Source organism: Pseudomonas sp. MWU13-2100 (assembly GCF_023242365.1).
Taxonomy (GTDB): Bacteria; Pseudomonadota; Gammaproteobacteria; order Pseudomonadales; family Pseudomonadaceae; genus Aquipseudomonas.
The window spans coordinates 20577-35149 of sequence record NZ_JALLIX010000056.1; the positions used below are offsets into that span (position 1 = coordinate 20577).

The 14573-nt window shown below is 56.3% G+C and carries 11 protein-coding genes; 6 read left to right on the plus strand and 5 right to left on the minus strand.

Going from position 1 to position 14573, the window contains the following annotated elements:
• Positions 1-489: 489 nt before the first annotated feature.
• The 5 genes from mnmE to rpmH form a co-directional block, all read right to left on the minus strand.
• Positions 490-1860: a tRNA uridine-5-carboxymethylaminomethyl(34) synthesis GTPase MnmE gene (gene mnmE, locus M5B99_RS26935; protein ID WP_248806906.1), complete on the minus strand. Its 1371-nt coding sequence runs from the start codon at positions 1858-1860 to the stop codon at positions 490-492.
• An 82-nt stretch (positions 1861-1942) separates the two neighbouring features.
• Positions 1943-3625 carry a membrane protein insertase YidC gene (yidC, locus tag M5B99_RS26940; RefSeq protein ID WP_248806907.1) on the minus strand — a complete coding sequence of 561 codons (1683 nt, stop codon included), beginning with the start codon at positions 3623-3625 and terminating at the stop codon, positions 1943-1945.
• A 2-nt stretch (positions 3626-3627) separates the two neighbouring features.
• Entirely contained in the window at positions 3628-3873 is a 246-nt protein-coding gene (yidD, locus tag M5B99_RS26945) for a membrane protein insertion efficiency factor YidD (RefSeq protein WP_100939920.1), read from the minus strand.
• Positions 3866-4273, minus strand: coding sequence for a ribonuclease P protein component (gene rnpA, locus M5B99_RS26950; protein WP_248806915.1), 408 nt, complete (start codon positions 4271-4273; stop codon positions 3866-3868). Before rnpA ends, yidD begins: the two co-directional genes overlap by 8 nt.
• Before the next feature lie 13 nt (positions 4274-4286).
• Positions 4287-4421 carry a 50S ribosomal protein L34 gene (gene rpmH, locus M5B99_RS26955; RefSeq protein WP_003213577.1) on the minus strand — a complete coding sequence of 45 codons (135 nt, stop codon included), beginning with the start codon at positions 4419-4421 and terminating at the stop codon, positions 4287-4289.
• A gap of 566 nt (positions 4422-4987) precedes the next feature.
• Between rpmH and dnaA the strand changes: the two genes are divergently transcribed.
• The 6 genes from dnaA to M5B99_RS26985 all read left to right on the plus strand — a co-directional run.
• On the plus strand, positions 4988-6505 hold the full coding sequence (gene dnaA, locus M5B99_RS26960; RefSeq protein WP_248806908.1) for a chromosomal replication initiator protein DnaA: 1518 nt from the start codon (positions 4988-4990) through the stop codon (positions 6503-6505).
• A gap of 38 nt (positions 6506-6543) precedes the next feature.
• Complete coding sequence (dnaN, locus tag M5B99_RS26965; RefSeq protein ID WP_248806909.1) at positions 6544-7647, plus strand: DNA polymerase III subunit beta; 1104 nt, start codon at positions 6544-6546, stop codon at positions 7645-7647.
• A gap of 35 nt (positions 7648-7682) precedes the next feature.
• The gene (gene recF, locus M5B99_RS26970; protein ID WP_248806910.1) at positions 7683-8786 is read left to right on the plus strand and encodes a DNA replication/repair protein RecF; all 1104 of its coding nucleotides are present in this window, start codon (positions 7683-7685) and stop codon (positions 8784-8786) included.
• A 4-nt stretch (positions 8787-8790) separates the two neighbouring features.
• Positions 8791-11208 carry a DNA topoisomerase (ATP-hydrolyzing) subunit B gene (gene gyrB / locus M5B99_RS26975; protein ID WP_248806911.1) on the plus strand — a complete coding sequence of 806 codons (2418 nt, stop codon included), beginning with the start codon at positions 8791-8793 and terminating at the stop codon, positions 11206-11208.
• An 821-nt stretch (positions 11209-12029) separates the two neighbouring features.
• Positions 12030-12668, plus strand: a complete 639-nt coding sequence (locus M5B99_RS26980; RefSeq protein ID WP_248806912.1) for a Tn7 transposase TnsA N-terminal domain-containing protein — start codon at positions 12030-12032, stop codon at positions 12666-12668.
• On the plus strand, positions 12649-14573 hold a 1925-nt coding region (locus tag M5B99_RS26985), incomplete at its 3' end, for an integrase (RefSeq protein ID WP_412548764.1). The genes M5B99_RS26980 and M5B99_RS26985, both read left to right, overlap by 20 nt.

The window sequence follows — 14573 nt, forward strand, 5'->3', positions numbered from 1 at the left end:
AAAGAACCCTTTGCACAAAATTTAACCAGCTGTGGATGACTCACGGACAATAGAAATTAAAAAGAAAGAAATTTATAAGATCTTTGTTTTTATGTTTATTCTTAGTGACCCCCATTTCTGTGGATAAGGTTCTACAGGCCTTATTTATCAAGGTGTACAGAGATTCAAAAGTCTGTGGTCATATGGTCACGAGGGTTTGGGATAACCGGCCTGAGCCTGTGGATTAAACAGGGTGTTATCCACAGACGGGTTCATCCTCAGTTTTCAGGCCCTGTTATCAACCGAGCTGAGGCAGGGTTATTCACAGGGCTTAATCCACAGAAAAATGTCTGATGGGGCAAATCGCAGGCAGCCGAAAGCCGCCGAATGATCTGAAATCATCCGGCTGGCACAAAATTCAGTGAGGTCTGCTGCTGGGTGTGGGAGCGGAGCTTGCCCGCGAAGAGGCCCGTGAGGACGCCAAAGGTTTCACGGGCGCCAGCAGTCTGGTTATTTACCGATACAGAAGCTGGAAAAAATCCGCCCCAACAGGTCATCCGAGCTGAATGCACCGGTAATCTCGCCGAGGAACTGCTGGGCATGACGCAGATCCTCCGCCAACAGCTCGCCGGCACCCGCCAGGGTCAGCTGTGCATGACCGTGCTCCAGGGCTGCACTGGCATGCCGCAGGGCTTCCAGATGGCGACGACGGGCGCTGAAGCTGCTCTCGGAGGTCTGTTCATAACCCATGCAGGCCTTGAGGTGCTCACGCAACAGCTCCAACCCCTCGCCACCGACCTTGGCACTCAGGCTGATGGTGACATGGCCATCTTCACTGACTTCCATCACCATGGCCTCGCCGCTCAGGTCGGCCTTGTTGCGGATCAAGGTCACTTTGGCCGGATCCGGCCGCTGCTCGAGGAATTCCGGCCACAGGGCAAAAGGATCCACAGCCTCCGGTGCGGTGGCGTCCACCACCAGTAACACCCGATCGGCTTCGCCAATGGCCTTGAGCGCACGTTCCACGCCGATCTTTTCCACCTGGTCGTCGGTATCGCGCAAACCGGCGGTATCCACCACATGCAGGGGCATGCCGTCGATATGGATATGTTCACGCAACACATCGCGGGTGGTGCCGGCGATCTCGGTGACGATCGCCGCTTCGCGCCCCGCCAGGGCATTGAGCAGGCTGGACTTGCCAGCATTCGGTCGGCCGGCAATCACCACCGTCATGCCGTCGCGCAACAAGGCACCCTGCCCGGCTTCACGCATCACTGTGGATAACTCGTTGCGCACCGCATCGAGCAAGGCCAGCACATGACCGTCGGCGAGGAAGTCGATTTCTTCCTCGGGAAAGTCGATGGCCGCTTCCACATAGATCCGCAGGCCGATCAGTTGCTCGGTGAGGTTATGCACACGCATGGAAAAGGCGCCTTGCAATGAACGCAGGGCATTGCGGGCCGCTTGTGCGGAACTGGCCTCGATCAGATCGGCAATCGCCTCGGCCTGGGCCAGGTCGAGCTTGTCGTTGAGGAACGCACGTTCGCTGAATTCACCTGGCCGGGCCAACCGACAGCCCAGCTGTAGGCAACGTTGCAGCAGCATATCCAGGACCACCGGACCACCGTGGCCCTGCAGCTCGAGCACATCTTCACCGGTAAAGGAGTTCGGACCCGGGAAATACAGCGCGATACCTTCATCGAGCACATCACCGGTTCCATCCAGAAACGGACCGTAGTGGGCGTAGCGCGGTTTCAACTCGCGACCGGCGATGGCCAGCGCCGCGGTGTGCGCCAGAGGCCCGGAAATTCGGACAATACCGACCCCGCCACGGCCCTGGGCAGTGGCAACGGCAGCGATGGTTTCCCGAGGAATGCTCATGACGCAGGTCTCGACACTAAGAAATGACAGATAGCAAAACGCCCCACTAGGGGGCGTCTTGAGTGGTTATCCACAGAGTAGGTTACGCAGTGGCTTTCTTGGTAGCCGCTTCGATCTTACGTGTGATGTACCACTGTTGGGTGATGGACAGACAGTTGTTCACAACCCAGTACAGCACCAGACCTGCCGGGAACCACAGGAAGAAGAAGGTGAAGATGATCGGCATCAGCTTCATCACCTTGGCCTGCATCGGATCCGGCGGAGTCGGGTTCAGACGCTGCTGGATGAACATGGTCGCGCCCATGATGATCGGCAGGATGAAGAACGGATCCTTGATCGACAGGTCGGTAATCCACAGGATGAACGGTGCCTGGCGCATTTCAACGCTTTCCAGCAACACCCAGTACAGGGAAAGGAAAACCGGCATCTGCACCAGGATCGGCAAGCAGCCGCCCAGTGGATTGATCTTCTCTTTCTTGTACAGCTCCATCATGGCTTGCGACATTTTCTGCCGGTCATCGCCATGCTGCTCTTTCAGTGCCGCCAGTTTGGGTGCCACGGCCCGCATGCGCGCCATCGATTTGTAGCTGGCTGCCGACAATGGGAAGAACAGACCCTTGATCAGCATGGTCAGCACGATAATCGAGAAGCCCCAGTTACCGAGCAGACTGTGGATATGTTGCAGCAACCAGAAGATCGGTTGGGCGATAAACCACAGGATGCCGTAGTCGACCGTCAGCTCCAGGCCTGGGGATAACTGTTTCAGTACAGCTTGGCTTTTCGGGCCGGCGTACAGAATGGCGTTGGTCTCGGTTTTCTGGCCAGGGGCCAGGGTCAGCGAAGGACCGGTGTAGCCAATGATGTAGTTGCCCTGGCTATCCTTACGGGTAGTCATGACATTGCTGTCGCCCTTGGCCGGAATCCAGGCGGTCACGAAGTAGTGTTGCAGCCAGGCAACCCAGCCACCTTGAACGGTTTCCTTCAACTGGCCCTTGTCGATATCTTTCATCGACACTTTCTTGTACGGCTCGGTACTCGTCCCCAGGGCGGCGCCCAGGTAAGTCGCGGTACCGGTGGCGGTACTGGACGATGGATCGGTACTGGCATCACGTTTCAGCTGGGCGAACATCGCACCCGACCAGGGTTGGGCGCTTTCGTTATCGATCAGATAAGACACGGTGACGTCATACAGGCCGCGTTTCAGGGTGAAACGCTTGATGTAGTTGACGCCGTTTTCGCTGAATTTCAGGTCGACGACCAATTGGTCCTGACCGTCAGCCAGTTGATAACTTTTCTGTGCCGAAGCGTACAGAGGACGGCCGGCCGAACTCGCATCCGGGCCGTTGGCGCCAATCAGGCCGCTCTGGGCCAGGTAAGTACGCTCGCCACCGTTGTCGAACAACTGGAAAGGAATCTCCGGATGGTCCTGACGACGTGGATAAAGCGGCAGCTTCAGTTGGGCGACATCCCCACCTTTTGGATCGATAGCCAGGTCGAGCACATCCGATTTGATATGGATGAGGTCGTTGCTGGCAGCCACCGGTGCTTCAACAGGTGCACTGGTGTCATTGGCTGCACGTGGAATGTCATCACTGGCGCTTGCTTTGTTGCCAGCTACCGAGCCCGGCAAGCCGGGAACGTTGGTGCTGGAAGCGACATTCTGGGTCGGCAGGGCAGCTTGACCGTAGTCCTGGTTCCATTTGAGGACCCCGACATAGGTCACGATTGCCAGGGCGACGATCAGGATCGTGCGTTTGATATCCATGATTACTCGGCCATCGAAGAAGAACGGGAGGTAGGGATTGGTGGAACCGGGTCATAACCACCGGCATTCCACGGATGACAGCGACCTAAGCGACGAACGGTCAGCCAGCCACCGCGCAGGAGTCCATGTGTTTCGATGGCTTCATACGCGTAGCAAGAACAACTGGGGTAGAAACGACAGTGATTGGCCATCAAGGGACTGATGGCATAGCGATAAAACTGGATCGGAACGAGGGCCAGTTTACGCATCTGGGCTGTCTACCCCCACAGTTTCGGTTTTGCCCACGGATACCGCTGGTGCCGTACGGGCCAGACGTTTCCAGAGTTTGCCGAAATGCTGGATCAATTCAGGGTTTTCGATATCGCCCAGACCTTTGCGCGCGACGATAACGATGTCCCAGCCGACCAGTGAATCCTGGTGCAGTCGGAACGACTCGCGCATCAGACGTTTCAGGCGATTGCGCTCAACGGAGAGCTTGACGCTCTTTTTTCCGATAACCAGCCCCAGACGGGGATGATCCAGATCGTTGTTGCGCGCAAGGAGCAGGAGATTTTTCCCCGGAACCTTGCCGGTAGGGGAGTCAAAGACTGCCTTGAAATGCCGAGGCGTAAGCAGACGCTTTTCCCGACTGAAGTCCTGACTCACCACCCGCGCCGGATTATCAAACTGCCAGACGAGCACGGCCTTTGGCGCGGCGACGCGACAGGACGGCACGACCGTTCTTGGTAGCCATGCGAGCACGGAAGCCGTGGGTGCGGGCGCGTTTGATAGTGCTGGGTTGGAAAGTACGTTTCATGGCGTTGCTACCTGGTTCGTCACAACGGGCCGGAATGGCCCCCGTTTTAAGAGACCGGGGATTCTAGAGAAAGCAAGCCCGCAGGTCAATTTCCAACCAGCTTTTACTTCATATAGATATTTGGGTCGATCTGGCTGGCACCCACCCCGACCTAGATATAAGAATAAAGAAGGGAATTATTTAAAGCTTTTCTGTAAAGCTTATAGAAGCTTAGCAAGCCATTATCTGTGGATAAGTCGCTTGAGGCCATGAAATACCTACTGTACAGAGGATGACAACTGGGTGGGTAAGCGGTGCTCCGCCTGTGCCGCGCTGTCGGATAAGCTGTGCGTGGAATGCCATGTTATCCACAGGCCAGTTACCCACAGACTTTCGCCCCCACTTGTGCAACGCCCTCAAGGGCGGTTATCCACAGAGCTTATGCACATACCATTGGTCGCATTGTCCACCGATAAGCAGTTGATTCTTCAGGTTGTCCCTGCAACCTACATGTGGATAAGTGCTCGGCCTGCCGGTACAATGGCCGCTTGTTTTTGCCTCACCGGCTTTCAACTTAGGGGATATCCGTGTCAGTGGAACTTTGGCAGCAGTGCGTGGAGCTTCTGCGTGATGAGCTGCCTGCCCAGCAATTCAACACCTGGATCCGTCCACTACAGGTCGAAGCCGAAGGCGACGAGTTGCGTGTCTATGCACCGAACCGTTTTGTGCTCGACTGGGTGAATGAAAAGTACCTGGGACGTTTGCTCGAACTGTTGAACGAGCACGGCAATGGTCTGGCGCCTGCGCTTTCCTTATTAATAGGTAGCAAGCGCAGTTCCGCCCCGCGTGCCGCGCCCAATGCCCCATTGGCCGCCGCCGCTTCCCAGGCGATGGCCGCCAGTGCTCCGGCACCTGCGGCGGTGATCGCCCAGCCCGCGCAGCCCACACCGACCCCGAAGACGGCGGTCGAGGTCAGCCAGGAACCGTCCCGCGACAGTTTCGACCCGATGGCCGGCGCCAGTTCGCAACAGGCCCCGGTGCGCGCCGAACAGCGTACCGTTCAGGTAGAAGGCGCGCTCAAGCACACCAGCTACCTGAATCGCACCTTTACCTTTGAGAACTTCGTCGAGGGTAAGTCCAACCAATTGGCTCGGGCCGCGGCCTGGCAGGTGGCGGACAACCCCAAGCATGGTTACAACCCGCTCTTCCTTTATGGCGGTGTCGGCCTGGGTAAGACCCACTTGATGCACGCTGTGGGTAACCACCTATTAAAGAAGAACCCGAATGCCAAGGTGGTCTACCTGCATTCGGAGCGTTTCGTCGCGGACATGGTCAAGGCCTTGCAGCTCAACGCCATCAACGAGTTCAAGCGTTTCTACCGTTCGGTGGACGCCTTGCTGATCGATGACATCCAATTCTTCGCCCGCAAGGAACGTTCCCAGGAAGAATTTTTCCACACCTTCAACGCCTTGCTTGAAGGCGGTCAGCAAGTGATCCTGACCAGCGACCGTTATCCGAAAGAGATCGAAGGCCTGGAAGAGCGCTTGAAGTCGCGCTTCGGCTGGGGCCTGACCGTGGCGGTCGAACCGCCGGAGTTGGAAACCCGGGTCGCGATCCTGATGAAGAAGGCCGATCAGGCGAAAGTCGAACTGCCCCATGACGCGGCGTTCTTCATTGCCCAACGTATTCGTTCCAACGTCCGTGAGCTCGAAGGCGCGCTGAAGCGGGTAATCGCTCACTCGCACTTCATGGGCCGCGATATCACCATCGAGCTGATCCGCGAATCGCTGAAAGACCTGCTGGCGCTGCAAGACAAGCTGGTGTCTGTGGATAACATTCAGCGCACGGTGGCCGAATACTACAAGATCAAGATTTCCGATCTGCTGTCCAAGCGCCGTTCGCGCTCGGTGGCACGTCCACGTCAGGTCGCGATGGCCTTGTCCAAGGAACTCACCAACCACAGCTTGCCTGAAATTGGTGATGTCTTTGGCGGGCGCGACCATACTACGGTCTTGCATGCATGCCGCAAGATCAACGAACTTAAGGAATCCGACGCGGACATCCGCGAGGACTACAAGAACCTGCTGCGAACACTGACCACTTGATGACACCAGCGCAGCTTATTAAGGCAAGGGACTAGACCATGCATTTCACTATTCAACGCGAAGCCCTGTTGAAACCCCTGCAACTGGTCGCAGGCGTCGTCGAGCGCCGCCAGACCTTGCCGGTGCTCTCCAATGTGCTGCTGGTCGTCCAAGGCCAGCAACTGTCGCTGACCGGTACCGACCTGGAAGTCGAGCTGGTCGGTCGCGTCCAACTCGAAGAGCCCGCGGAGCCGGGTGAAATCACCGTGCCGGCGCGCAAGCTGATGGACATCTGCAAGAGCCTGCCCAACGACGCCCTGATCGACATCAAGGTCGATGAGCAGAAACTGGTGGTGAAGGCCGGTCGTAGCCGCTTCACCCTGTCGACCTTGCCGGCAAACGATTTCCCGACCGTGGAAGAAGGCCCGGGTTCGCTGACCTGCCAGCTCGACCAGAGCAAGCTGCGTCGCTTGATCGAGCGCACCAGCTTCGCCATGGCCCAGCAGGACGTGCGTTACTATCTCAACGGTATGTTGCTGGAAGTGTCGGCCGGTATCATTCGCGCCGTGGCTACCGACGGTCACCGTCTGGCCATGTGTTCGATGCAGGCCGATATCGGTCAACCGGATCGTCACCAGGTGATCGTGCCACGTAAAGGCATCCTGGAATTGGCCCGTCTGCTGACCGAGCCGGAAGGCAACGTCAGCATTGTCCTCGGTCAGCACCATATTCGTGCGACCACTGGTGAGTTCACCTTCACCTCCAAGCTGGTGGACGGCAAGTTCCCGGACTACGAGCGTGTACTGCCAAAAGGCGGCGACAAGCTGGTCCTCGGTGATCGGCAGGCACTGCGTGAGGCCTTCAGCCGTACCGCGATCCTGTCCAACGAGAAGTACCGCGGCATCCGTCTGCAACTGGCCAACGGTCAGTTGAAGATCCAGGCCAACAACCCTGAGCAGGAAGAAGCGGAAGAAGAAATCAGCGTCGACTACAACGGCGGTTCGCTGGAAATCGGCTTCAACGTCAGCTATCTGCTGGATGTGCTGGGCGTGATGACCACCGAGCAGGTGCGCCTGATCCTGTCCGACTCCAACAGCAGTGCCCTGGTGCAGGAGTCCGACAACGACGACTCCGCCTACGTCGTCATGCCGATGCGCCTGTAACGGTGTCGCGCCTGCCCATGTCCAGCCAACGCTAGATGTCCCTCAGTCGTGTTTCGGTCACCGCGGTGCGTAACCTGCAGCCGGTGACCTTTTCCCCCTCCCCGCGTATCAATATCCTTTACGGCGCCAACGGCAGCGGAAAAACCAGCGTGCTCGAAGCGCTGCATCTGCTTGGGCTCGCGCGCTCTTTTCGCAGTACCCGTCTGCTACCGGTGATCCAATACGAGCAACTTGCCTGCACGGTGTTTGGTCAAGTGGAATTGGCCGAGGGTGGACACAGCGCGTTGGGGATATCGCGGGACCGCCAGGGCGAATTCCAGATCCGCATCGACGGGCAGAACGCCAAGAGCGCGGCGCAACTCGCGGAAATCCTGCCGCTGCAACTGATCAACCCGGACAGCTTTCGCCTGCTCGAAGGTGCCCCGAAGATCCGCCGCCAGTTCCTCGACTGGGGTGTGTTCCACGTGGAACCTCGTTTCATGTCGACCTGGCAGCGCTTGCAGAAGGCCCTGCGGCAGCGGAACTCATGGCTGCGGCATGGTACACTTGACGCCGCTTCGCAAGCGGCCTGGGACCGGGAACTGTGCCTGGCCAGCGCCGAAATCGATGAATACCGCCGCGCTTACATCAAAGCCTTGAAACCAGTCTTTGAGCAGACCTTGAGCGAGCTAGTCGAACTCGAGGGCTTAACGCTGAGCTATTACCGTGGTTGGGACAAAGAGAAGGAACTGAGCGCTGTGCTCGCCTCTTCCCTGCACCGGGACCAGCAAATGGGTCACACCCAAGCCGGACCACAGCGAGCTGATTTGCGTCTTCGATTGGGCGCGCACAATGCCGCGGACATCTTGTCCCGGGGTCAGCAGAAGCTGGTGGTCTGCGCCTTGCGCATTGCCCAGGGACACCTGGTCAGTCAGGCCCGGCGCGGTCAGTGTATTTATCTGGTGGATGACCTGCCGTCCGAGTTGGACGAGCAACACCGTCATGCACTCTGTCGCTTGCTGGAAGACTTACGCTGCCAGGTGTTTATCACCTGTGTAGACCACGAATTATTGAGGGAAGGCTGGCAGACGGAAACGCCAGTCGCTTTGTTCCACGTGGAACAAGGCTGTATCACCCAGACCCACGACCATCGGGAGTGAAGGCATGAGCGAAGAAAATACGTACGACTCGACCAGCATCAAGGTGCTGAAAGGTTTGGATGCCGTACGCAAACGTCCCGGTATGTACATTGGCGACACCGATGATGGTAGCGGTCTGCACCACATGGTATTCGAGGTGGTCGACAACTCCATCGACGAAGCCCTCGCCGGCCATTGCGACGAGATCAGCATCATCATCCACACGGATGAGTCCATTACCGTACGTGACAACGGTCGCGGCATTCCGGTGGACGTGCACAAGGAAGAAGGCGTTTCCGCGGCCGAGGTCATCATGACCGTACTGCACGCCGGCGGTAAGTTCGACGACAACTCCTATAAAGTCTCCGGCGGTCTGCACGGTGTAGGTGTGTCGGTGGTGAACGCCCTGTCCGAATTGCTGGTGCTGACTGTGCGTCGCAGCGGCAAGATCTGGGAACAGACCTACGTCCACGGTGTTCCACAGGAGCCAATGAGAACTGTCGGCGACAGTGAAACCACCGGTACCGAGATTCACTTCAAGGCCTCCGGCGAAACCTTCAAGAACATCCACTTCAGTTGGGACATCCTGGCCAAGCGGATTCGTGAGCTGTCCTTCCTCAACTCCGGTGTCGGCATCGTCCTCAAGGACGAGCGCAGCGGCAAGGAAGAGCTGTTCAAGTACGAAGGTGGCCTGCGGGCGTTCGTTGAATACCTGAACACCAACAAGACTCCGGTCAACCAGGTGTTCCACTTCAACGTTCAGCGCGAAGACGGCATCGGCGTGGAAATCGCCCTGCAGTGGAACGACAGCTTCAACGAGAACCTGTTGTGCTTCACCAACAACATTCCGCAGCGCGACGGTGGTACTCACCTGGTGGGTTTCCGTTCGGCGCTGACGCGTAACCTGAACACCTACATCGAAGCGGAAGGCCTGGCGAAGAAGCACAAGGTTGCCACCACCGGCGACGATGCCCGTGAAGGCTTGACCGCGATTATTTCGGTCAAGGTGCCGGATCCGAAGTTCAGCTCCCAGACCAAGGACAAGCTGGTCTCTTCCGAAGTGAAGACTGCTGTCGAACAGGAAATGGGCAAGTACTTCTCGGACTTCCTGCTGGAGAACCCGAACGAAGCCAAGCTGGTGGTCGGCAAAATGATCGACGCCGCCCGTGCCCGTGAAGCGGCGCGTAAAGCCCGTGAGATGACCCGTCGTAAAGGTGCGCTGGATATTGCCGGCCTGCCGGGCAAACTGGCCGACTGCCAGGAAAAGGACCCTGCCCTTTCCGAGCTGTACCTGGTGGAAGGTGACTCTGCTGGCGGTTCCGCCAAGCAGGGTCGTAACCGTCGTACCCAGGCGATCCTGCCGTTGAAGGGCAAGATCCTCAACGTGGAAAAAGCCCGTTTCGACAAGATGATCTCATCCCAGGAAGTGGGCACGCTGATCACCGCGTTGGGCTGCGGTATCGGCCGTGACGAGTACAACATCGAGAAGCTGCGTTACCACAACATCATCATCATGACCGATGCTGACGTCGACGGTTCGCACATCCGTACCCTGCTGCTGACCTTCTTCTTCCGTCAGTTGCCGGAGCTGATCGAGCGTGGCTATATCTATATCGCCCAGCCGCCGTTGTACAAGGTCAAGAAAGGCAAGCAAGAGCAATACATCAAAGACGACGACGCCATGGAAGAGTACATGACGCAGTCGGCCCTGGAAGATGCGAGCCTGCACCTGAACGAAGACGCACCGGGTATTTCCGGTGAAGCGCTGGAACGTCTGGTGAATGACTTCCGCATGGTGATGAAGACCCTCAAGCGTCTGTCGCGCCTGTACCCGCAGGAATTGACCGAGCACTTCATCTACCTGCCGGCGGTGAGCCTGGAGCAGTTGGGCGATCACGCGGCGATGCAGGATTGGCTGGCCAGGTATGAAGTCCGCCTGCGTCTGAACGAGAAGTCCGGCCTGGTCTACAAAGCCAGCCTGCGCGAAGACCGTGAACGTAACGTCTGGCTGCCGGAGGTCGAACTGATCTCCCACGGCCTGTCCAATTACGTCACCTTCAACCGCGACTTCTTCGGCAGCAATGACTACAAGACCGTCGTGACCCTGGGCGCGCAGTTGAGCACCTTGCTCGATGAAGGCGCTTACATTCAGCGTGGTGAACGCAAGAAAGCCGTGACCGAGTTCAAGGAAGCCCTGGACTGGTTGATGGCCGAAAGCACCAAGCGCCACACTATCCAGCGCTACAAAGGGCTGGGTGAGATGAACCCGGATCAATTGTGGGAAACCACCATGGACCCTGCGGTTCGCCGGATGCTGAAAGTGACGATCGAAGACGCCGTCGGCGCGGACCAGATCTTCAACACGCTGATGGGCGATGCGGTAGAGCCACGTCGTGACTTTATCGAGAGCAATGCGTTGGCGGTGTCGAACCTGGATTTCTGATGCTGTTGTAGGTTCACAAAATAGTTGATCATTTTCACAAATAGATGATCAGACGCCTTCCGAAAGGAAAGCGACAAAAAGGCCAATTCTCTGAATTGGCCTTTTTTGTGCGCTCGAAAATTACGCTCTACCCTGCAGACAAGATGCTTGGGGGTAACACATCTTGGTCCCTTCCGAGGGCAGCGGCTACCAGAGGACCGCGCCTGGATATTGGGCTGGAGCGGAATCCGATGGACTGGGATGAAAGTGGTACAGCGGAGATGAAGGAAGGAGAACGCACATGCGCGAATGATACCGGCAGTATCGAAATAGGGGTGTCACACGTACCGATAAGCGCAATTGATAAAATGTCAAGGGCGACTTTGAAATTTTTCGTGGAGAAAGACGAGCGGTAGGAGTAAAATCTGGCACGCCCTTACGCCGTAAGAGCGCACCAATAAAATCAGCCGGTTACGTAAACTTGTTGAAGCAAGTTCCTAACGGCCACCGGTAACAGCTTCTGCTTTGAGCATCTATCTGGAAAATAGGCCTCACGGCATGGCTGCTTTCGTCGACGACCCTATAAGGAGGCATCGAGAAATGTAGAAAACGCTTAATCAGAGGCTCTGACAGCGCCTACAACCAGGTACATCTTGCGTAAACGAACCCGCGCAATTTCTGCCTTTTTTCGGCGCTTGTCAATCCTCTCCCAAAAAATCGACTTCAGCGAGGGCCCTCGACGGGGAAGTGTTGCCTGTCGAAAGTACCTCTGGAGCCCGCTCTGCGCCTGAGTTATCGGGTGCAGCGCAGGTGTTCGTCTCAAAGATTTGTGGAGGTGTTCAATGTCAGTGCGCAAGGTCATTACCAGGAGTTCGAATCACATACGGATCTCCTTCCCTTCAATGAAAAATGGCAGACCCGTTCAGTGTGAATCACAACTGGAGAGCGGTTTTGTCAGGTTTCTGGAGCTTTCTCCCTTGGTTCGCAGTTATGCCGTGCAGCCAAGCCTGGAGGTGGTTTCGGTTGGTGGAGTGCCCAAAAAATACTACCCGGACGTTCGCGTATGTCTCATGGATGGGCGGGAGTGGTGGTTCGAGGTCAAGCAGCAAAAGAGCCTGCTGGTGGCTGGTATCAAGCTGAAACTGGAGGCCGCGAAACTGCATTTCGCGGCCTCAGGCCGTAACTTTTCGATCGTCACGGACCGACTCATTTTGCGTCAGCCCTTGGCTGACAACCTTCAAAAGCTGATGCATCACCGACGCGGCCCCAAGCTCGAGAGTTCACGTATGCAGGAAATTCGCGAGCAGTTGGAGTTGCATGAGCCTGAAACCTTAGATGAGCTTGTTGCGGTTTTTGGCGAGCCGGATGCTTGGCTATTGTTGGGATTAGGCATTGTAGGTATTGATCTTGAGGTGCCTATTTTAAATGACTCAGAAGTCTTTCTTTCCGGAGGACATCGTCATGCAGACATTTTCGCTTAAAGCAAAATTAGTTGTCTTTGTACGTGGCCTCAGGATGACCTTTCAGCGGAGATTAGTTGATCGGAGATTGCTTTTTTTTGATGAGCTAGGCGAGCCCACTAAGTTAACTGAAGTTGAGTTCTATAGTGGGTACGAGAAGCGCGAAATTGAAGTCTGTGCTGATCAGAATTTTCTCGGGGAGATCCCTTACGTAAGGAACGTAGCCCCCGATCTGACGTGCTTTCCGGCCCTCCATCGTGAACAGGCATTGCGTCGTCGTACGTACCTTGACGGTGTGATGGACGAGGGTCAATCGAAACTACCGAGTGAAGAAATAATGCTCGAAAAATTGAAGAAAATTGCAAAAGTAATCGGTGACGTATGCGCGCCTTCGATATGCACTATTAGACGCTGGGCATCGAGGTATATTGGAAAAGACGTCGTAAAATTGGTCCCAAAGCATTCGAAAAAAGGGCGCACAGCATCTATTACAGGGGAGCTTAAAGTTATCTTGGACGTGGTCGTCGATGAGTTGTACATGAGTGAGACGCCGGCTAGCGTTACGGAGGTAATTGGCGAATTAAGAATCCGAATCGAAGAGTCGAATCTTGGACGATTGCCTTCTAACCAACTAACGATTCCAAGTGGTATGACTGTTCGCAGGTATATTGCCAACCTCGATCCCTACTTGGTGGATGAAGCTCGTCTAGGTAAGCATGCGGCGAAAAAAAAACATCGTGCGGCCACGGGAGTGCTCCGGGTCAATCACATTTTGGAGCGTTGGGAAATCGACCACACCCTACTTGACGTGTTGCTCGTGGACGAAGAGACCGGTTTGGTGATTGGGCGCCCCTATCTAACGATTGTGCTGGACAGGTTCTCCCGCATGGTAATGGGGTATCTCCTCCATCTCGCTGCGCCCAATACCGAATCTGTTCTTCGGGTGATTGAGCGTGCAATTCGTCCTAAGGCAGATCTTTTACAACGCTTTCCGAAAGTGAAAAATGAGTGGCGGGCTCATGGCATGCCGACACGGATCGTACCGGACAACGCGGCTGAGTTTCACGCAGGTGATCTGGTCGAGGGCTTCAACGAACTCGGGATCGAGATCATGTATCCCCCCTCTAGAGATCCTCAGAAAAAGGGAGCGGTTGAACGGTTCTTCAGCACCCAAAATTTGGGGCTGATTCATAACCTCCCGGGTACAACGTTCTCCAATATCCAACAACGGGGTGATTACGAATCAGAAAAGCACGCCTGTTTCACTCTCGCGCAGTTGGAGGCCGCCGTCGTGAAATGGATTGTGGACGGATATCACCAGACCCCGCACCGAGGCCTTAACAAGAGGACTCCTGCTCAGGTCTGGGCTTCCGATGAGGCCCAGCATTTGATCAGGTTGCCGCTAGACCTTGATGCACTGGAGTGCATTCTCGCTCGACGCGGCTCCGTTAGGGTCCACCACTACGGAATCGAGGTCGAGACCCTCGGCTATCACTCCGGCGAACTCGCTCAGTTGCGAATGCTCCTGACACCGGATGAAAAAGTCAGTGTTCGTTATCGGGATGAAGCTGGGCATGTCTGGGTACATGATCGTTTCAGGAACGTATTCCTGCAGGTGCCTGTCAAGGATAAGCGGATGATTGGGAAGAGCCGAGAGCTCTGGAAAGCTGCGCAAAAAGCTCTTCGGGAGGCAGGAGGTGAAAAGCCCAGTTTTGACGAACTGCATCGGACCTATCGTGAACTTCGGGAGGACGTTGCTGAAGCTCGGAACTCTCAGAAGTTACGCCGCCGGCGGGAAGCCGCGCGTGCCAAGCTGGACAGGGAGGGCCGTAAAGTCGACGAGAATCGCTCTACAGAGGTGGTTACCGAGGTGGCGTGGGTTGATAGGTCATTCACACCGCCAGCGGTACCCTCCTCCTTCAAGGT